Origin of the sequence: Pseudoalteromonas sp. CNC9-20, assembly GCF_022347875.1 — a bacterium.
GTDB lineage: Bacteria > Pseudomonadota > Gammaproteobacteria > Enterobacterales > Alteromonadaceae > Pseudoalteromonas > Pseudoalteromonas ruthenica.
In genome coordinates this window covers 315,429-334,429 of the sequence record NZ_JAKRFS010000006.1, presented here as the reverse complement: position 1 = coordinate 334,429, position 19,001 = coordinate 315,429, and the positions used below count along the sequence as shown (strand labels likewise).

Here is a 19,001-nt window from a genome sequence, read left to right as displayed (position 1 = left end):
GTGAAGCGCTTGCCAACATCGGTGTCATTTGCGTTACTATGGCTTTTTCATAACCCATGGACGATAGCTATGAGCCAATATTTACACCAAGCCTTTCAAGACCTTCGTATCCGTAAAAATGACGTCACGAACGACCAAAACAAACACCGCTCGCAAGGTAATAGTGCGCATTTGCAGGCACTGGAAGAGAAAATCGATTCCCTATATTTAATGAATTTAGCCGCGTTGGAGTTGTTGCAAGATATGGGAGTCAGCCGCAGCGATATTGTACGAAAGATAGAGGAAATCGACCTACGTGATGGCAAACTCGATGGTAAAGTTGCATCGTCGAGTCACTGCAAAGACTGTGGTCACAAGGTGAGCCCTCGTCGCCGTCATTGCTTTTACTGCGGCGCTAATATCGCTCAGCTGCAATTTTAGCTCCCTCCTTAGTTGCAGCACTAAAGTTAAGCCTAGGGTCAGTGATCAGTCGCTAGGTTATAAGCTCGAATAGAGCAAAGGGGCAAACAGTGCGATTACTAACAGGGTTGTTACTGACGTTATCACTTGCGGCGTGTAGCGAGCCACAAACCCGCTATTACGCTAGTTATGCAGATGCACACAGAGCACAACTATTTGAGCAGGGGGAGCTACCTGAGGTATTGCCGTTATCGGCCAAGGCATTTCAAGTTAACACCCATGCCGATAGAAAACGGGCGACGGGACGCTTTAAAATTGCGCCAGCGGATATCAATACCTTTGCCAGCCGGTTACAGCAAAGCCCATACCCAGGCTACGAATTTGTGTATTATCATGGCGAACAGGTGTGGTTGTTTAATTTACATAAAGACGGCAAGGTGGAGTACCGCTCACATTCAAAGTGAGGCAATACCCCGTTGCGTTAGACTACTAATTCAGCCTGAATATGGCGTATTAAATTATTGACCCAATTGACATACTGGCGATGGATTTTCTTGCCATCGTATCTTAAATTGACAGAGTCAACATACTCTACCGAAAACTGGCTCGGGGTATAATTAATATCAACCGTCAACTGATGAGTGCGAATATTGAGCACCGCAGCAACGACCCCTTCGCTTTTAGCTGCACACTGCCAGCCGAGCTGCAGGCATGCTTTGATAATGGCTTTTTCAATATCCTTATCACTGTGGTTTTGGCTCTGAGCCATAGGAATGGCATTATAGGGAAAGTCTCGCATTGGCACTGTGGTTTTGCAGGCACTCAGGGTGAATAAGGCCACCAAGGCAATGACAAGGGTGTGACGCATTTACTGATCTCCGTGTAAAAGCGTTATTGTCTCTTAAAAGTTATTATTACTCAAACCCTTGTATGTCGGTTTGTGTTAGCCAGTAGAAGCCGTGGTGGTGTCGCTATGATGGGTTTCAACCAAGCAGTTACGGCCACGGCTTTTTGCCTCGTAAAGGCCTTTATCCGCTTCAATCAGCATCTTTTTAATATCAAAATGGCCACTCTCTCGGCAAGTGACGCCGATGCTAATGCTCAGCGGCAGGCGCTGATGGTGCCAATAAAATGAGCCCTCGGCAATGGCCTTACGTAAGCGATCGCCCACTTTGAGCGCCGTGCATTGATGGGTATTGGCTAAAATCACAGCGAATTCCTCTCCGCCAATACGCGCAGCTAAATCATCTTCTCTGAGTTGCTCGCGAATGCGCTGACTCACCCATTGCAACGCAGCGTCTCCGCCATCGTGACCAAACTGATCATTGACCTTCTTAAAGTAATCCAAATCTATCATCATGACTGCAAGTGGCTGCTGCTTAGCAATACACTGCGCGAGTCGTTTTTCGCCTTCATAGAAAAACGCACGACGATTGTACAAGCTTGTGAGTGGGTCGAAATTAGCTAAGTTAGTGAGTTTAGCTTCTGAGCGTATGAAAAAAAGCATCGGAAACACTAGTGCCGTGCATGTGGTCAGTAGTAAGTGAACAGCAAGAACTAACTGTTTGGTCCAAGGCGGTAATGATTGCTCCCAGTGCAACAAATTGGTAAGCAACAGGCCCGTTTGAACCAACATTACCAGCGCATGCAAGGTGACGAGAACAAGCAAAGTGGCGGCATATATATTGCCTTTGGTTGTTGTTCTAATAGCCGCTGCAGCGGCAAAGAATAGTGTGGCAATAGCCATAGAAGTGTAAATCTGCCCCCACAGTGGTTGGTGGTGCAACAACGCCAGTAACAACGCACTGAAACCCAGAATAAAATAGATAAACAACGGGTTATGGTGTTTTGAAGAGCTGTACCAGAGTATACCTCTTAGCACCAGCAATGGCGCTGTTATCATCAATAGTTGGGCGCTGTAATGGGTCAGTACCGGTAAGTCGATAAACACACGCAGAGTCGCGCTTATTTCAGCTAAACTAAATACCAGACAAGATAATCCCCAATACAAAAAGCTTCGTTGTGCACGTTGGTAAAACACCAACAACAAAAAGACGCCAATAAAGGCGTTTAGTAAAGTCGATACCACTATCAATGTTGGTAGATGTAACATGGCACTCGGGATGTTGGGGAGACACTTGAAGTTTAGTTCACCTACTTGGCGTCGCAACCCGCGCCATGGGGAGTTACTCAGTAAAGATAATTAAAATATCGTTAATTAAGCGTAAATATGGTGGTTTTGGCGAATGCGGTGAACTGGCTTAATCTCCATCTAACTGAAACTAAAGGAATTAATATTTGGCGCTGATTTTGCTTAGGTAAGCAAAACGACAACAGGAGTGTGAACATGAGTGTTCCTTTAAAGGACAGGCCGTTAGCGCAAGTAAAAGAAGAGATCATCGATCAGCTAATTTTAAATTACAGTCATGGTGAAATTTCAGCGCAGGCGTTTGAACGTCGCCTTGATCAAGCGTATGACTGCAGCTGCCAAGAGCAACTAGCAACATTGGTTGCTGATCTGCCGCTGCACAGCGACCCACGCTACAACAGCGAGAAGGCGGCACGTATGCGCACTCCTTTCACGCAAAGTAGCGAGCAGGTTAATGGTGAGAAAATTACCGCCATATTAAGCTCGGACCAACGCAGCGGTGAATGGGTTGTCCCTAAAGAAATTCATCTAAACAACTATTTGGGAAGCATTGAATTAGACTTTACCAACGCTATCTTTTCTCACCCTGAAGTACACATTTACGTTAATTGTATTTTGGGCAGTGATGAAATTGTGGTGCCAGAGAGTGTAGATGTGCAAACTCAGACCACCAATATCATGGGGTCACTGGTTAATAAGCGGGTCTCACTTGGGCCGCGATACGAAGATAAACAGCGACCGCGCATTATTATCCATGGGCGTATTATTCTCGGGAGTGTGGAAGTCAGTATTAAGCGAACGATGAAAGAGAAATTAAAGGCCTTTGCCTTTGACTTACGTGATTTATTTGATGGCCGAGAGCAGGGTAAAAGCCGTAACCGATATGATGGCTAAAATGTCGGGGCTTGTTCATAGCAAGCCCCGTAAACTGATTAGTCCTGAGAGTACTTTTCTAGTTTGTTGTAGAGTGTTTTCACACTAACACCTAATTGTTCAGCGGTGTCCGTTTTGTTGCCGGCGTTCTCTTCCAAGTTTTTCAAAATTGCCGCTTTTTCCAACTCTTCCAAGGAAACGCCAGTAGGAATATCGACGCTGTTGCTGTCGCTTTTGCTTACTGATTCACCCAATGAAAGATGTTCGGCTTTGATTACGTCATCGGCCAAGATCATCGCTCGTTCAATGGTGTGTTTTAGCTCCCGTACGTTGCCTGGCCAGTTATAAGCAGCAATGCGGCTAAGTGCATCGGTAGCGATACGTTTGTGGCTCAATTCTTGGGCATTACGGTAGGCAAGGAAGTGCTCAGCGAGGCCGGTGATGTCATTGCCTCGATCGCGCAGTGGTGGCACTCGGATAGGGAAGTGCGCTAAGCGGAAGTATAAATCCTCACGGAAAATGCCATCATCAATGGCTTGTTGCGGGTTACGGTTGGTTGCACAAACAATACGCACATCAGCATGTTTCACTTGTTGACTGCCTACGGCGCGATACTCTCCGCTTTCGAGCACGCGCAGTAACTTAACTTGTTGCTCTAATGGCATCTCTGTTACTTCGTCTAAAAACAGCGTACCGCCTTTAGCTTGGTCGAAGACCCCTTGGTGATCGCGGTGTGCACCTGTAAATGCGCCTTTCACATGACCAAATAACTCACTATCTATAAGCTCTGGGGAAAGCGCACCACAGTTTATCGCAACGAAAGGTGCTTGTGGCTTATCGCCAGCAATATGAACGGTATTGGCAACGAGCTCTTTACCTACACCACTTTCGCCAATAATCATCACGTTGGCATCAGTGCGTGCGACCTTACGAATAGTGCGATACAACTTGTGCATAGACTTAGAAGAGCCGACTAATAAACCAAATTGGTCAAGGTCGCTGGACTCAACAGCTTTACTTGATTGGCTGGCTTCACCAAACAGTTCGTAGCTGTCTTGCAGAGTTTCGCTAATCAGTTCCAAATCATAAGGGGCACGGCAGTGGAACCCGGCACCATCGCGCATCAACTTATCAAGATATGGATTTGGCTTACCTTTACTTAAAAATAGAAACTCAACGTGCGATAACGCGTCGGTGTCATTTAGGGTGTTGTATCCTTGTTCATTGAATTCTTCGAGTTCCACCAATGCAATATCACACCCCGACTGGGCAACTTGCGCTTCCCACGGCTCAAACTCGTTTGCGTAGACCAGCTGAAACTTTTTTAATACTTCTAATTTAGCCAGCTTCGAGACCAGCTCGGGATCGCTGAGTTGTACAAACATTTTAACCTGGTGCATACATCACTCTCCTTGAAAGAGTTGTAAAAATAACAAGTCAGCGGGTAGATGTTACTCGGGTTCAGCGAGGAGGTCCTTCTAACCTTCTGATTTATAATAAAATAAATAATGGTATATGAATTGCAGGTGAACTTGGTACATCAGCGACCATAGGAGTTTAGATATGGTTAACCTTGACCAAACACAAGCAAAACGTGATAAAAAAATTGCCAAAGATATTCTTAAGCTGAACCGAGATGCGGCGACGTTTTATAAGCAGGCAGCCGAGCAGGTCGGTGACTACAACGTCAGGCATGTCTTTATCAATATGGCAAAAATACGGGAACAAGCCCAGTTATCTGTCTACGATGTGGATGAAAATCCCGATCACAGCAGTATAGAAAATACTTGGCTGGGTACAGCGATCGCTTGGTACGCGCAAGCTAAGAGTCATTTTTCTAACAGGCCTGAGCAGTCAATGATAATCGATCTCATTGAGTTCGAGAAGAAGTTATTGGCGAAAATAAAAAAAGCAGTCAGTGAAGCTCGCGACCCAGCACTCAAAGGCGCTTTAGCGAGTATTACTGCCGATATTCAGATGTGTATCGACCAACTCAGTGCATGTAAACCAGCGAATACTCGCAGCCACGCAACGCAGTGAGTACAATAACGGCCACAGCAATGTTTAACAACCCATACTATGGCCATGTCGAAAATATTTGTGATAGGTTTACCGCGCAGCGGCACCACCAGCGTGTGTGCTGCTGCGCTCGATTTAGGTCTTCGCACCGCCCACACAGCTTATACTAAAGCGTGTTTTGAGCGTGCGGAGCTCATCGCCGACACACCCTGCTTTAGCCACTACCTGGAGCTGGCTGAGCGCTTCCCTGAAGCAAAATTTGTGCTCTTGCAACGTCAACCAGAGCGTTGGCTGGAGTCTATCCAACGCTTATTGCAGCGAATGAAAACCAATTTATTGAGCGATACAGGGGGGTTTAGTCCGCTTCTTAAAGCAAGTTACCATCGTGTATTTTCGCCTTTGAATGAACAAAGCCTAATTGATGGTAAGCACCTTGAATATTGCTATAAGCGGCATCAGCAACAGGTATCGACGTATTTTGCTCAGCAAGCGCACCGTTTACTGACAATTGATATCAGTGAGCCGCAGAGTTTTCAGCAATTTTGCCAGTTTGTTGGAGCCAATAGTACGAGCAAGCAATTTGCGCACCTTAACCAGCATAATAAGGTGATGGCTTGGCGCGACTTAAAGCACCCGCTGAAAGTACCCTCCACGCGCAACGGCAAGGTCGATAACCTTGAGGCGTGGCTTAGGGGTGAAGCGGTATGAGTGCGTGCAAATTTGGTATAGAATGCCAGCCATTGTTTATATACCCATCATATTGACCATGTTCGAACTCAAATACCACACGCCAGCACAATGGACTGACGCTGTACTGGCCGATTTTGACGCATTTTTACAAGACCATGCTGGCGCTGAGAAAAAAGCCTCGGGCATGGCGTTGTCGATGCTGTCTCACTACCCAGATAAACGCAAGCTCGTTAAAGCGATGACTGATTTAGCACTCGAAGAGATGATTCATTTTAAGCAAGTGGTTAAGTTGCTAAGCGAGCGCGATGTGAACCTAGGGGATGATAAAAAAGACCCTTATGTGAATCAGCTGCGAGGCATGTTTCGCCATGGTAAAGACGTGTTTATGATGGACCGGCTGCTGGTCGCGGCTGTGATTGAAGCTCGAGGCCATGAGCGCTTCGCGCTAATAGCTGAAGCCTTGCCACCTGGTAAAGACAAAGAATTTTATGTCGCGATTGCAAAATCAGAAGAAAAACATAAAAACTTATTTGTTGAGCTTGCTTATGAGTATTTCGACAAGGCTGAAGTCGATGCGCGGTTAGCCCAAGTGATTGAGCGCGAGGCACAAATTTGCGCCTCTTTACCATTTCGTGCAGCCTTGCACTAATAACTTAAATTCGACTAGCGTGAGCTAGTCGAATTGCTTCTCGAGGGTACGTAACTTAACCCCTAGCCAACATAAAATAAGGCCAAACACAAAGGCATACAGAGCGACTAGCCAAAGCATGGCAATAATACCTTGTCCGGGGTTGAAAATAAGGTAGCCACCAAATAACACCGACAATATACCACTGATTAATATAAGCGTGGTGCCCTGTAAATGTTTAGCTAATTTCACCGCCGCAACGATTTCTGTAACACCGATAGCGACTGCCCAAAAGGCGATAAGGTAGAGCATCACGTAGGCCGTTAATTGGGGCATGATCAAGGTGATAATGGCCGCAACAATCCCCAAAAGGCCGGCTATTAAGGTGACAAACCAATAGCCGTTCTGGCCTTTTTGTTTTAACGCCAGCCAAACTCTTGAGCCGCCATCAAGTAAAAAGAAGGCCGCAAAAATAAAAATTAACACGTTGATAGTTAATTGCGGTGATAACCAAGCGATGGCCGCAAATATGATTGCTACTAAGCCTTGCAGTATGAAAATGGGCCATTGTCCGGGTAGTGACTTTGCGATACTCATCATCCCTCCTCGCGATAACAACACAGTTCAAAAGATTGCGCCCGTGCTACTTATCGATGCAGCCTGCAAACAGGCTAAGTGGTTAAATTGATAGTGCCAATTGCTTAGTCAATCTAGCAAGTGCTTGCTTTGAAGGCAATTTATATCGACCCACGTGCGCAAGTTTGGCGCTTATGGCTATGCTTTATAGAGTGCGAAAACAGATGGATGATGTGATGAACCCTTGGCGTAGTTTCAAATGTGGGCTTTTGGCCCTTGCCCTTGTTTTACCTTACTCGCTTGAAGCCAAAGTTACGGTGAAAGAAATTTTAAACAATGAGCAACAACAAGCAAAGGGTAACAGTGAGCACGCTGAGCAGCCTACGTTACCAGACGATGAGGTTGCTACTAACGAGCACCTAATAATCGATGAGTTTAATCGACAAACGCCGCGTAGTGCTATGCAGGGATATTTGCATGCGGCCCACCAACGCGACTTTGAGCGTGCGGCGCACTATTTGGATTTTCGCAATTTATCGCTGCAAGCTCAGGCGATGAATCATGCTGAGCTCGCGCACACCCTCTATTTGGTGCTTAATCGCACTTTATGGGTAGATACGCAGGCGCTGAGTAATCACCCCGCAGGCAGTCGTAATGAGCCTGTGCCTAGTTATCGCGACCTAGTGGGAGAGATAGACACCTCACGAGGAGCGGTGCAAATTTTATTGCAGCGTGTGCCCGGTGACACCCCGGGTAACTACATATGGAAAGTGTCCAATGCGACCGTAAACCAAGTGCCATTTTTACGCCAAGAGTTTGGTTATTCTCAAGCGGGTGAGTGGCTGTATCGCCACCTACCTCATGGAGCATTTTTAGGGGTTGAGTTGTGGCAATGGGTTTATTACAGCCTGAACCTGCTCGCATTTTTACTGATTGCTTATCTAAGTACGCGCATTTTTCTGTATTTGCTATTGCGTGCTAAAGCCGACGTGAGCCAGCCAGCAAAAGCGTTAGTAACCGGGCCATTATGTTTTTTACTGGGGATTGTGTTGGCCCGCACTTTCTCCTCGGAGGCTAATTCCACCTTGGCCACCCGGGCTATATTCGAAGGCGCAACTTTGTTAATTCTGGCGTGGACGTGGTTTTTGCTTAAAGTCGTTGATGTTATTCGTTTGCGTCTAACGTTACGCTTGCAACGCAACAACAATACTCAGGCCGAATTTTTACTGCGCCCTGCAGGGAATGTCGTGAAGATTCTGCTGACTCTTATTGCCTTATTAGTCTGGTTTGAGAATTTAGGTTTTAGTGCCACAACACTGATTGCCGGGCTTGGAATTGGGGGCTTGGCGCTGGCCTTAGCAGCACAAAAGTCGGTAGAAAACATTATCGGTGCGATTACCTTGTATGCTTCTGCGCCGGTCAAAGTTGGTCAGGTATGTCGTGTTGGTCGCTATTTTGGTGTTGTTGAGGAGATAGGCCTGCGTGCGACGAGAATGCGCACTTTGGAACGCAGCGTTATACACATAGCAAATGCCAAGTTTGTCGATATGGAAATTGAGAATATATCTGAGCGTGAGCGCATAGCCTATAGGCCCGATATTGTGCTTGAGCGCTCAACTCAACATCAGGTGTTAGCGCAGTTGTTAGAGCAGATCCGTGAGATACTTGAGCGGCACCAAGATATTGCCGACCAACCGTGTCGAGTACGACTCAGCGGGTTTGTGCCCAGAGGCATAAAAATAGATGTGTTAAGTTATGCACAAACCACAGACTTTGACTATTATCTGCACATAGTTGAATCGTTAAACCTACAAATTATCGAGTGCTTGAACCGACTAGGGATCGCATTAGCTGCGCCTGAACCACTGAGTTTTGCAAAACTATAATGCAGGCAGAGCGAGATATAGCAAATGTGTCTAGGTACGCAAGGGTGAATTTGCGCTTAAAAGGACAAATGTCCTTATTTGCATCTAAAATCGGTTAAAAAAATCAAACCTGTATCTAAAAGTAGATAAATGTTGCAAATTAATGAATTTTTACTGAACTAATTTCAGATTTCAGTGCTATAATTCTCGCCCGTAATGTTCAGCCTTATTTTTGCTCTTACACTCTCAAATTTAAGGTCCGCGCTCGAGGATGCGCGCAAAATTGAACATTGTGCCAGGTGAAACGGCGCTACATATCTACCGTTGAACAAAAGAGTGTACAAAAGGCTAAAACCAACATGAAAGCAATGAAACGTACCACGCTTGCAACATTAATTAACGCAGCGTTGTTCTCAGCCGCTGCCGGCTCTTCATTCTCTTCAATCGCTGCTGAACAACAAGGTCCTGCAGCAAAAGACAATTCTCTCGAAGTTATTCAAATTACCGCACGTAAGCGTGTAGAAAACGCTCAGGAAGTGCCTGTTGCGGTATCTGCACTGCAAGGTGATGGCTTAGAAGCCTATAGCTCTGCGGGCATGGACATTCGTTTTATGAATGCGAAAATCCCAAGTCTATCTATTGAATCTTCGTTTGGTCGTTCATTTCCACGCTTTTATGTTCGTGGTCTAGGTAATACAGACTTCGATTTGAATGCCTCACAACCGGTTTCGCTTGTTGTTGATGAAGTTGTTCAAGAAAACGCCATTTTAAAAGGCTTCCCGGTATTTGACGTTGCCCGCGTTGAAGTACTTCGCGGTCCACAAGGTACATTGTTTGGCCGTAACACCCCAGCAGGCTTGGTGAAGTTCGATACGGTCAAACCGAGTCAAGAATTTGAAGGCTATGGTTCAGTCTCATATGGTAGCCGTGGTGCCGTAGATTTTGAAGGTGCTGTCGGTGGTGGGTTAACCGATCGCCTGTCAACGCGTGTCTCTTTGCTATGGCAAGAAAAAGACGATTATATTGATAACCGCGCGCCAGGTTTTGAACAAGAAGATGTGCTTGGCGGCTACAGTGAAAAAGCAGCGCGTGTACAATTCTTGTACGAAGGTGACGACTTCACCGGCTTGTTTAACTACCACGTACGCGACCTTGATGGTACGCCTATCGCCTTTCGCGCCAATGCTATTAAACGCGGTAGCAACGATTTAGTCGACAACTTTGAGCATGACGTGGTTTACCACGATGCTGCATCGCGCGCGACGCAACAGGTTGAGTCGCAAGGTGCGAGCCTTAAGCTTGAGTGGGACGTTAATGATTTTTACACCCTGACTTCTATTTCTGCATGGGAAAGCGCAGAAATTTATTCGCGCGCCGACATTGACGGTGGTTACGGTGCTGCGTTCTTACCGGACATGGGCCCGGGTGTTATTCCATTCCCATCTGAAAGTGCCGATGGCATCCCAGATCAAGACCAATACACACAAGAGCTTCGTCTATCGAGTAACTTTGCCGGTGACTTCAATTACCAAGTGGGTGTTTTCTACTTTGATGAAGCATTAACCATTGAAAACTTTAGCTATGACACCTATGGTGCGCAGCCTGGTATATTGAATGGCTACGTGATTCAACAGCAGGATACCGAAGCATGGGCGGTATTCGGCTCAGCGGATTACACCTTGACTGATGATTTGAAAGTCACTGTGGGTCTGCGTTACTCAGACGATGAGAAAGAATTCTCAGCAAATCGTACCCAAAGCCCTGTCGGCGGCGGTGCATTGTTCCTTACTGAGAACCCAAGTGATGACCACGTGAGCTGGGATATCTCAACCAATTACAAAGTGAGCGATGACATCAATTGGTACGCTCGGGTAGCAAATAGCTTCCGCGCTCCAAGTATCCAAGGTCGTATCTTATTTGGTAACGAAGTGACGATTGCAGAGTCTGAAACCGTAACCTCTTTCGAAACCGGTATTAAGTCGGATATTCTAGATGGCCGTGGTCGTGTCAATGCGGCGGTATTCTATTACACCATGGACGACCAGCAGCTTACTGCGGTTGGTGGTGGTGCTAACTTTAACCGTTTAGTGAATGCTGATGAAACCACCGGTTATGGCTTCGAAGTTGATACCCAGTGGGTGTTAACCGACAACCTTAATGCGACCTTTAACCTCAGTTACAACAACACTGAACTGAAAGATGACACCCTAGCAGTTGATGTCTGTGCACAGTGTATCGTTACCAATCCTGTTAACAACAGTGGCCAGGCAATTCTTGACGGTAACAGCCTACCGCATGCGCCTGAGTGGATCTCAAACCTAACGCTTAGCTATATGAGACCTATGGGCGAGGGTGATTTCTTCACTTACGCCGATGTTTCTTACCGTAGTGAAATCAATTACTTCCTATACGAGTCTGTTGAGTTTGAAGGCAAACCGCTAACGGAAGTAGGCCTACGTGCTGGTTATACTTGGTACCAGGGTGATAACGAGTATGAAGTATCAGCTTTCGTACGCAACATGTTTGATGAGCAGCAAGCTATCGGTGCTATCGACTTCAACAACAACACCGCAATGGTGAATGAAGAGCGCTACATCGGTGCTGAATTTAAAGTGAGTTTCTTCTAAGCGAGAATCATTTTTAGCTTTATTGAAACCCGCCAATTGGCGGGTTTTTTCGTTTATATTGGGAGCTTGAGCTGGTAAAGTTTGCGCTAAGCCCTAAGGGGAGTGTTTATAGAGAGAGTAACTATGTCTGGATTTTGGAACTACCGCGTTATTTTGGCTGAGGAAGCCGGAAAAGAGCCGCTTTATCAGATTCATGAAGTGGAATATACCAGCAATGGTAAAGTGACCAATTGGTCAGAGACCGGCGCTGCGCCCTTCGGACACGACATAGAAGAGCTAAAAGCGGATGCTGAGCGCTTAAAAAGTGCCTTTGCGAAACCGGCTTTGAAAGTCGTTCGTCAAGCCAGAGGCTATGAACTGGTAGAAATAGAAAGTGGCGAGCCGGCTTCAGCAGAGCCGCCTGCAGGAGTACAGCAATAAGCATCTAGCGGCCCATTTTACTCGCCCTTGCTGATACATTTCATAGCGGTCGGGGCGGTAACATGAACATGAGAGAGTACCCACATGATCACCACCGTATTATTTGATTTCGACGGCACTTTGGTTGATTCCGAATCGCTGCACTTTCAGTGTTGGAATAACATCTTAGCACCTTATGGTATTGCCTATGATGAGGTGGAGTTCTGCCAGCGTTACAGCGGTCGTCCAACCTTGGCATCCGCGAAAGAGGTGGTCACACAGCATAATTTGGCGATTAGTGCAGAGGCATTGGCGCAGCAAAAAAATGACCAGTTTGCCAAAGTAGCCGCCACTTCTTTACCACGGCTAATGCCCTATGCGCTGGAAATCTTGCAACATTGTCGTGAGGATGGCTTCAAGATAGGGCTTGTGACCGGCAGTACGCGTGATGAGGTGATGCCAATATTGCACGGTTACGAATTGGCAGAGTACTTTGCGTGTGTGGTCACCAAGGACGATGTTAGTGAGCCAAAACCCGCGCCGCAGCCCTACCTTTTAGGCCTGTCCTTATTAGGTGCGAATGCGCAGCAAAGCCTCGCCATTGAAGACACCCATACCGGCTCTATGTCGGCCAAAAGTGCTGGTCTGCGCGTTGCTGTGGTGCCCAATACACACACTATTACCCAAGATTTTAGCCACGCGGATGGGCGCTTTGCTAACCTGGCGGATTTATATCAACAGTTGCTACAAATCCGTAAATAGCCACTACACTAAAGAGTAAGCGAACAGCATAAGGATATGGTCATGCGCTTACTCTTCACATTAATTCTTTTAGCCAGCCCCGTATTGTGGGCGACGACACCGCCGTTGGAGTTGGCGAAACAGCTCACTGATAAACACCAAGTAGAGCGCTACCTTGCGTCGGAAAAGTACGACGGGATCCGTGCGACTTGGATTAACGGCGAGTTGCGCAGTCGTGGTGGTTTACTTATCAATACACCCGCTAATTTTACCGCAAACTGGCCATCGATGCGCCTTGATGGTGAGCTCTGGGCGGGACGAGGGCGCTTCAATCATGTCAGTAACACCGTATTAGACAATCAACCCAATGCCCAGCATTGGCAGGACATTCGCTTTATGGTGTTTGATGCACCGAGCGATAAACCTTTTTTCAAGCGCTACAGTGACTATACACATGCGATAGCTCACTGCGACTGCAATAACTTAGAGGCGATTAAACAACATCGCTTTAACACCCGTGCACAATTATCGCAGTGGTTTAATGAGTTAGTTAGCCAAGGCGCGGAAGGGGTGATATTGCACCGTCGTGATGCGCGTTTTAATCCCGGGCGCAGTGATAATGTTTTAAAACTGAAACCTTACATGGATAGCGAAGCTAAAGTCATTGGTTATCAGCAGGGACGGGGTAAATATCAAGGTATGCTTGGTGCTCTGATAGTCGTTGATAAGCGCGGTAAGCAGTTCAAAATTGGCACTGGGTTTAGTGACGCCGAGCGGGCAAATCCTCCCGCTATCGGCAGTACTATAACGTTTAAATACCATGGCTATACAAAAAATGGCGTGCCACGTTTTGCCAGCTATTTGAGACAAAGAAAACCGCTTAATTAATGCGCTCTATCAGCGTCGTGGGCAGTGATTTACTCGTTGTCGAGGCTTCTGTCAGCGAGGTAATTGTCATAATCTGGTAAGCTACGTGGCATAATGCTTTGCATGTAAGTGCTTGCTAGCAACATATCGGCTGTGGCTTCATTACAAGCCACGGGGATATTCCAAACCGCAGCTAAGCGCAGTAGCGCTTTAACATCGGGATCATGGGGCTGAGATGAAAGCGGATCCCAAAAAAATATGAGCATATGGATGTGATGCTCAGCGATTTTTGCTCCGAGCTGCTGATCGCCACCCATAGGCCCACTTAGCAATTTAGTAACACCTAACCCCGTTTCTTTTTCTATGCGCAGCCCCGTGGTTCCTGTGCCGTAAAGATTATGCACTTCGAGTACGCTTTTATGACGCTGACACCAATCTACCAATGCTTGCTTTTTGCCATCGTGAGCCACTAAAGCAATGGTTTTAATTGGCGGAAGGGGCTGTTGTTTTTGTTTCACTGCTGGGCCTCAATAAATCGTATTTATCATTTTATAACAGCAGGTTGATAGCTAATGCAATGAAAATAAAGCCAGTCAGGCGGTCTATCCAGCACTGTGCACTCGGGTGAGTCTTAAAGTACTGGGCAATTTTATCGCCGAAATAAATATAGGTGCAGTCAATAGGCAGCGCCAGTACGGGATAAAGTAGTCCAAAGATAGCCAGTTGAGCAGTGGTTGAAGTGGCCAATGAAGGGTCAACAAACTGCGGAATAAAGGCAATGAAAAACAGAGCCACTTTGGGGTTTAGCACTTCCGTCATCATTGCTTGAAAAAGTGGGCTTTGCTTTTTGACACTGACATGCGGTTTATCCTCTTGCTCTATGGCCGTTGCTTGCCAGCTTTGCCACAGCGTCATGATCCCTAAATAGGCTAAATAACATGCCCCTAAATACTGCACGGCTGTATAGGCTGTCGCTGATGCTTTCAGTAATGCAGATAAGCCAATAACTGCAAAAAGGGTATGAATAACACCACCGAGTGCGAAGCCAATAGCACATTGAATCCCTGCCTGGCGACCGTTGGCAAAGGTTTGCGCCATTAGAAATGCATTAGAGGGGCCGGGGCCCACGGCAATAAGGAAACTGGCACCAAGAAATGAAAGTAATAGTTCAGGGTTGAGCATGATGGTGTGCTTAAAGCTAAAGCGGTAAATCTATCAGCTTAGCTATGAAGAATAAAGCGGGCATAGAGCCCGCTTTGAATGCTTGTCAAAGGCAGTAATTTAGAAATTAACAGTGATGGTTGCTGAGCACACTGTTGAACCTTGCTCACAGACTTGATAACCGAAGCTACCACGTACTTTACCTAGGCTATCGGTGTAGCTGTTGGTGTTTGCGGTGGTCGTGATCAAGTTACCATCACGGTAGATGTCAACATTTGAGGTAGCCGCACCGCTGTAGCTCAAATCAACAAAGGCTGCACCGCGAGATTTATAACCAGAGGCGCTAAGGTTAATGTCGGCCTCAGGCTCACCGCCGGTATCTCCGCCGCCGCTGCCACTGCCGCCACAACCATTCGCTAATAGGTACTGATCAGCGGCGGCCGCTTTGACGATGCCGTAACCGAAGTATACATCTTTACCGGCAGCGCCTTGGTCTTGTGCCGTCGCTTTAAAGGCGTTACGAATTTCTTCACCACTACAGCTGGCATGATTTGACCAAACTAAGGCCGCAAGGCCTGCCACAGCAGGTGTGGCCATGGATGTACCGCTCATGTAACCGTAGTCACTGGCGCTAATATTAATGCTTGCGTTCGTTGCTGCCATCAGCGTGGTGCGCTGTTCTAACGCTGCGCCTACTGCGGGAATAGTGGTGCTGTTAGTATCCCCAAGCGTGCCGTAAAGCATGCCTGATTCATTATTGACAATAATAGCGCCAAGGCCGCCGGAGTTTTCACAGTTAGCGACTTTATCGTGGAACGAGATATTGCCTCTATCGATTAAGCACACTTTACCGGATGCGTTGCTGTCAACTGCTTCAGCGGTGCCCATGAAGTATAAATCGCCACTGGTTGCACCGGTGTTTTCCATTGCTGATACTTCAAACGCGGCGCCATCAGCGGTCGCCGAAGCAAATGCAGCCATCCCTGCAGGGTAAGTTGAGAGCGTATCAACACCGCCTGCGGTAACTTCAACACAGATACGCTCGTCGTCAGTGGCTTTCTTACCACGTCCTGAGGTACAGCTGGGATACTGGGAGAAATCGGCAATGTTATTATCGGCATCATTGGCGCCAATCATCATGACCGAGGTATATCCTGCAGGGTATGAGCGCACGTTATTACCATCGTTACCTGCGGCCGCAACGGATAAGCCACCATTGGCAGCGAAATTGGCAAAGGCATTTTCTTCAGTGCTATTGCTGCCACCACCGCCTAAACTCATGTTAATGATATTGGCACCCGCTTGCGCGCATAAGTTGGCAGCATGCGCCAGATCAGAAGAATAACCCCAGCCGCTTTCATTAAATACTTTAATGATGTGCATATCCACGCCCGGTGCCATGCCTACAACACCTTGGTTATTATCAGCAGCACCAATGGTACCAGCAACATGCGTACCGTGAGGGCCGCCATGCTCAAACCAGTTACCTGTGCCTGAGTCATTGTCGCCCGTAATCGCGCCCCAGTTAAAGTCGGTATTTGAGCTATCTAAACCCGAATCGATAACACAGACCTTCATGCCACTGTTAGCGTTAAAAGTGACTTGATCCGCTTGCGACTGATACACCGCATACGGGGTAAGTTGCTGAGTCATTGGATCGCCAATATCGTCACTGTAAGCAGACATGGGGTAGCGGCGACTATCAGTCTCAATCAACTTGATGTGGGGGTTGTTCAACAAACCTTTAACTGTCGATAAGTCCATTCCGGTAAAGGTAGCAGCAAAAAAGCCATTGCCATCAACCTTAACATCACCACCAAGCTTTTTAGCGAGCGCTTTAACGACGCCTTTTTTATCGTTGTCAACTTGGATGATGTAACGGTCGTCAGCCGCAGATACCTGCGTGGCGCCGCCCAAAATAGCAAGCGCAATTGCGCTGCGAATCATTGTTTTTTTCATAGTTTCCTCTGTATGTAGCGGTTGGAGGTTGTTAACTATAGATTAACATTCTTTAACAATAGTACGCGCTTTAGGGAAAACAGCAAGGTTTCAGGCTCGTTATTAGTAACTTTTTTGGAATAATAAAAGGTGGAGAACAGAAGCTTTGTGTATATATAGGAGTCTAAGAGTCTAAAAAATATAAAAATATAGTGAGAACAGTAACTGTTCTCACTAGAGTACCTGAAAAAGGTTGGTTCTTATTTGTGCAACAAACGTCCCCGCTTACTTAATAGCACTAACCAAAATGGCAATAACGCGGCGATGTGCAATGCAATGGCAACGGGGGCTGCTAGTTGTAATTGCTGACTTAAAAGCACGAGTACGCCAGCGCCACTCATTTGCATAACGCCAACAAGTGCCGAAGCAGTACCGGCTTGTTTGGCAAAAGGCGCGAGTGCTGCGCCAGCTGCACTGCCCAAAATCAGTGCATACCCCATTGCACATACAAACATGGGGAACATTAACGCAGCGATAGCGCTAGAGTGACGCAACAACACCAAGCTTCCGGCACTGACTAATAGCAAAGATAGTCCCCACAGTAAGGCTTTATGGCTCGATCGCTTTATAAATTGAGGAGCGATAAAGCAGGCGAGGACACTCAATGCACCGTTAACGGTGAACCAAAAGGTGAAGGTGCCAATATCATGGCCTAGGTGCTGCATGATCCACCCTGGGGCTGCGGTCACGAACATCAAGATGGAACTCATAGTGATCATCGCTATGGCCGCATTAAAAGTAAAAATGGGCGAGCGGATAATGGGCACAAAGCGTCGTAAGTCGAGGAGGTGACCTTGATAGTGACTATCCGCAGGGCGTGTCTCGCGATACAGCATAAGGGTGGCGGTGATACCAATCACAGCCCATAGCGCCATAAATACAAAATTGCTCTGCCAAGAAAACTGTACGGTGAGCCAGGCCCCTAAAATGGGGGCCAGTGCTGGGATAAAACACACAATACCATTTAAATAGGTCAGCATTTGTCCACTACGGGCAGGTCCAAAAACATCGCGCACAATGGCAAAGGCAGCCACAAACGTCGCGCATGCCCCCAAGCCTTGAATTGCTCTTGCGACTAGCAGCCATTCGAAGCTCGGTGCCCAGGCCCCGGCCAGTGCCGATACCCCATATAAAACGGCTCCTCCAATGGCGACAGGGCGTCGGCCTATCTTGTCGGCAAGCGGGCCGGCGGCTAGCTGACCTAAGCCAACGGTGAGCATAAACACAGCAACGCTTTGTTGTAATTGTGCTTGAGACACAGCCATTTGCTCGGCCATAACCACAAAAGCGGGTAAATAAATATCAATAGCGAGTGGACAAAATACCACTAGCAGCATCAATACGAGTAGCAGGGTTTTACTTTGCTTGGAAGATGAATGACGCACAGACTCAGTAATACTCTAATAATACAAGCCAACATTGTAAGAGTAACACTATTAGATACCAGCATTTTCGTGTTATTTGTTTGTTATGAATTGATTTTCGTGGCGATTCTAGGTTTACTGGTAGGATGAGTTAGATAGAGAACCTTATCATGTCCATGCCTCCTTTACTTAAAACCTATAAAAAACTGACCAACTGGCCATTTGGGCACTGGTTATTCTCCAAAGCCGTATGCTTTAAAGCGCCTTACTTTGGCTCAATAAAGCCTTTTATCACTCTGTTAGAGCCAGGCAAGTGCGTCGCCCAAGTAAAAAACCGCCGTGCTGTGCATAACCATATCGGCACCATTCATGCGATTGCGCAATGTAATGCTGCTGAGCTTGTCGCGGGGGTGATGACCGATGCCACGGTGCCACATAAAACCCACCGCTGGATCCCCAAAGGGATGACGGTGGAGTATCTAAACAAGGTGGACACCGATATGACAGCAACGGCGCACATCCCACTGCCACATCAATGGCAAGATAAGGAGGACTTGCTGGTTCCTGTCGAGGTGACTAATACGCGAGGGGAAATTGTATTCCGCGCGACGATAAACATGTATATCACCGCGCGAAAAGGGTAAA

20 protein-coding genes are annotated in these 19,001 nt (G+C 47.0%); 12 read left to right on the top strand and 8 right to left on the bottom strand.

The features are described 5' to 3' along the window. The first annotated feature begins 69 nt into the window (after positions 1-69). Both MHM89_RS16165 and MHM89_RS16160 read left to right on the top strand, forming a co-directional pair. A complete protein-coding gene (locus MHM89_RS16165; protein ID WP_239409216.1) occupies positions 70-420 on the top strand; it encodes a hypothetical protein in 351 nt (116 codons plus the stop codon). Between the two features lie 89 nt (positions 421-509). Beyond that, positions 510-863: a hypothetical protein gene (locus MHM89_RS16160; RefSeq protein WP_022945309.1), complete on the top strand. Its 354-nt coding sequence runs from the start codon at positions 510-512 to the stop codon at positions 861-863. 17 nt (positions 864-880) lie between these two features. On the opposite strand, the gene MHM89_RS16155 is transcribed toward MHM89_RS16160, so the two are convergent. Continuing rightward, positions 881-1,267 (bottom strand): hypothetical protein, encoded by a 387-nt coding sequence (locus MHM89_RS16155; RefSeq protein WP_239409215.1) that lies wholly within the window; start codon positions 1,265-1,267, stop codon positions 881-883. 75 nt (positions 1,268-1,342) lie between these two features. Beyond that, the gene (locus MHM89_RS16150; RefSeq protein WP_239409214.1) at positions 1,343-2,512 is read right to left on the bottom strand and encodes a GGDEF domain-containing protein; all 1,170 of its coding nucleotides are present in this window, start codon (positions 2,510-2,512) and stop codon (positions 1,343-1,345) included. 234 nt (positions 2,513-2,746) lie between these two features. Between MHM89_RS16150 and MHM89_RS16145 the strand changes: the two genes are divergently transcribed. Then, positions 2,747-3,442 (top strand): LiaF domain-containing protein, encoded by a 696-nt coding sequence (locus MHM89_RS16145; protein WP_053910256.1) that lies wholly within the window; start codon positions 2,747-2,749, stop codon positions 3,440-3,442. Between the two features lie 38 nt (positions 3,443-3,480). On the opposite strand, the gene MHM89_RS16140 is transcribed toward MHM89_RS16145, so the two are convergent. Continuing rightward, on the bottom strand, positions 3,481-4,821 hold the full coding sequence (locus tag MHM89_RS16140; protein ID WP_235419758.1) for a sigma-54 dependent transcriptional regulator: 1,341 nt from the start codon (positions 4,819-4,821) through the stop codon (positions 3,481-3,483). A gap of 163 nt (positions 4,822-4,984) precedes the next feature. On the opposite strand from MHM89_RS16140, the gene MHM89_RS16135 reads away from it, so the two are divergent. From MHM89_RS16135 to MHM89_RS16125, 3 genes are read left to right on the top strand one after another with little or no spacing between them, the layout of a single operon-like run. Next, entirely contained in the window at positions 4,985-5,461 is a 477-nt protein-coding gene (locus tag MHM89_RS16135) for a DUF2383 domain-containing protein (RefSeq protein WP_022945304.1), read from the top strand. A gap of 45 nt (positions 5,462-5,506) precedes the next feature. Then, entirely contained in the window at positions 5,507-6,148 is a 642-nt protein-coding gene (locus MHM89_RS16130) for a sulfotransferase family protein (RefSeq protein WP_239409213.1), read from the top strand. Positions 6,149-6,206: 58 nt separating this feature from the next. Beyond that, positions 6,207-6,779 (top strand): tRNA-(ms[2]io[6]A)-hydroxylase, encoded by a 573-nt coding sequence (locus tag MHM89_RS16125; protein WP_152440433.1) that lies wholly within the window; start codon positions 6,207-6,209, stop codon positions 6,777-6,779. A gap of 24 nt (positions 6,780-6,803) precedes the next feature. Here MHM89_RS16125 and MHM89_RS16120 read toward each other — a convergent pair whose 3' ends face one another. Continuing rightward, a complete protein-coding gene (locus MHM89_RS16120) occupies positions 6,804-7,355 on the bottom strand; it encodes a DUF308 domain-containing protein (RefSeq protein WP_022945301.1) in 552 nt (183 codons plus the stop codon). A 215-nt stretch (positions 7,356-7,570) separates the two neighbouring features. On the opposite strand from MHM89_RS16120, the gene MHM89_RS16115 reads away from it, so the two are divergent. The 5 genes from MHM89_RS16115 to MHM89_RS16095 all read left to right on the top strand — a co-directional run bounded on the left by MHM89_RS16115 (position 7,571) and on the right by MHM89_RS16095 (position 13,854). Next, the gene (locus tag MHM89_RS16115) at positions 7,571-9,220 is read left to right on the top strand and encodes a mechanosensitive ion channel family protein (protein ID WP_239409212.1); all 1,650 of its coding nucleotides are present in this window, start codon (positions 7,571-7,573) and stop codon (positions 9,218-9,220) included. Between the two features lie 338 nt (positions 9,221-9,558). After that, complete coding sequence (locus tag MHM89_RS16110) at positions 9,559-11,826, top strand: TonB-dependent receptor (protein ID WP_239409211.1); 2,268 nt, start codon at positions 9,559-9,561, stop codon at positions 11,824-11,826. Between the two features lie 123 nt (positions 11,827-11,949). Then, positions 11,950-12,246, top strand: a complete 297-nt coding sequence (locus MHM89_RS16105; RefSeq protein ID WP_022945298.1) for a hypothetical protein — start codon at positions 11,950-11,952, stop codon at positions 12,244-12,246. A gap of 84 nt (positions 12,247-12,330) precedes the next feature. After that, complete coding sequence (locus tag MHM89_RS16100; RefSeq protein WP_235419754.1) at positions 12,331-12,987, top strand: HAD family phosphatase; 657 nt, start codon at positions 12,331-12,333, stop codon at positions 12,985-12,987. Positions 12,988-13,029: 42 nt separating this feature from the next. Beyond that, positions 13,030-13,854, top strand: coding sequence for a DNA ligase (locus MHM89_RS16095; protein WP_022945296.1), 825 nt, complete (start codon positions 13,030-13,032; stop codon positions 13,852-13,854). 29 nt (positions 13,855-13,883) lie between these two features. On the opposite strand, the gene MHM89_RS16090 is transcribed toward MHM89_RS16095, so the two are convergent. From MHM89_RS16090 to MHM89_RS16075, 4 genes are all read right to left on the bottom strand, one after another. Next, positions 13,884-14,351, bottom strand: coding sequence for a methylglyoxal synthase (locus MHM89_RS16090; protein WP_045978231.1), 468 nt, complete (start codon positions 14,349-14,351; stop codon positions 13,884-13,886). Positions 14,352-14,382: 31 nt separating this feature from the next. After that, positions 14,383-15,015 (bottom strand): LysE family translocator, encoded by a 633-nt coding sequence (locus MHM89_RS16085; RefSeq protein ID WP_235419753.1) that lies wholly within the window; start codon positions 15,013-15,015, stop codon positions 14,383-14,385. A 99-nt stretch (positions 15,016-15,114) separates the two neighbouring features. Beyond that, a complete protein-coding gene (locus tag MHM89_RS16080) occupies positions 15,115-16,941 on the bottom strand; it encodes a S8 family serine peptidase (RefSeq protein ID WP_239409257.1) in 1,827 nt (608 codons plus the stop codon). Between the two features lie 251 nt (positions 16,942-17,192). Next, a complete protein-coding gene (locus MHM89_RS16075; protein ID WP_239409210.1) occupies positions 17,193-18,377 on the bottom strand; it encodes a multidrug effflux MFS transporter in 1,185 nt (394 codons plus the stop codon). Positions 18,378-18,526: 149 nt separating this feature from the next. Here MHM89_RS16075 and MHM89_RS16070 point away from each other — a divergent pair, with 149 nt between their 5' ends. Further along, a complete protein-coding gene (locus MHM89_RS16070) occupies positions 18,527-19,000 on the top strand; it encodes a hotdog fold domain-containing protein (RefSeq protein ID WP_081604426.1) in 474 nt (157 codons plus the stop codon). The last annotated feature ends 1 nt before the right edge of the window (position 19,001 follow it).

Coding starts and splice junctions, on each gene's coding strand:
- MHM89_RS16165 (WP_239409216.1), top strand. CDS start 70: ATGAGCCAATATTTACACCAAGCCTTTCAAGACCTTCGTATCCGTAAA.
- MHM89_RS16155 (WP_239409215.1), bottom strand. CDS start 1,267: ATGCGTCACACCCTTGTCATTGCCTTGGTGGCCTTATTCACCCTGAGT.
- MHM89_RS16150 (WP_239409214.1), bottom strand. CDS start 2,512: ATGTTACATCTACCAACATTGATAGTGGTATCGACTTTACTAAACGCC.
- MHM89_RS16145 (WP_053910256.1), top strand. CDS start 2,747: ATGAGTGTTCCTTTAAAGGACAGGCCGTTAGCGCAAGTAAAAGAAGAG.
- MHM89_RS16140 (WP_235419758.1), bottom strand. CDS start 4,821: ATGCACCAGGTTAAAATGTTTGTACAACTCAGCGATCCCGAGCTGGTC.
- MHM89_RS16135 (WP_022945304.1), top strand. CDS start 4,985: ATGGTTAACCTTGACCAAACACAAGCAAAACGTGATAAAAAAATTGCC.
- MHM89_RS16130 (WP_239409213.1), top strand. CDS start 5,507: ATGTCGAAAATATTTGTGATAGGTTTACCGCGCAGCGGCACCACCAGC.
- MHM89_RS16125 (WP_152440433.1), top strand. CDS start 6,207: ATGTTCGAACTCAAATACCACACGCCAGCACAATGGACTGACGCTGTA.
- MHM89_RS16120 (WP_022945301.1), bottom strand. CDS start 7,355: ATGAGTATCGCAAAGTCACTACCCGGACAATGGCCCATTTTCATACTG.
- MHM89_RS16115 (WP_239409212.1), top strand. CDS start 7,571: ATGAACCCTTGGCGTAGTTTCAAATGTGGGCTTTTGGCCCTTGCCCTT.
- MHM89_RS16110 (WP_239409211.1), top strand. CDS start 9,559: ATGAAAGCAATGAAACGTACCACGCTTGCAACATTAATTAACGCAGCG.
- MHM89_RS16105 (WP_022945298.1), top strand. CDS start 11,950: ATGTCTGGATTTTGGAACTACCGCGTTATTTTGGCTGAGGAAGCCGGA.
- MHM89_RS16100 (WP_235419754.1), top strand. CDS start 12,331: ATGATCACCACCGTATTATTTGATTTCGACGGCACTTTGGTTGATTCC.
- MHM89_RS16095 (WP_022945296.1), top strand. CDS start 13,030: ATGCGCTTACTCTTCACATTAATTCTTTTAGCCAGCCCCGTATTGTGG.
- MHM89_RS16085 (WP_235419753.1), bottom strand. CDS start 15,015: ATGCTCAACCCTGAACTATTACTTTCATTTCTTGGTGCCAGTTTCCTT.
- MHM89_RS16080 (WP_239409257.1), bottom strand. CDS start 16,941: ATGATTCGCAGCGCAATTGCGCTTGCTATTTTGGGCGGCGCCACGCAG.
- MHM89_RS16070 (WP_081604426.1), top strand. CDS start 18,527: ATGTCCATGCCTCCTTTACTTAAAACCTATAAAAAACTGACCAACTGG.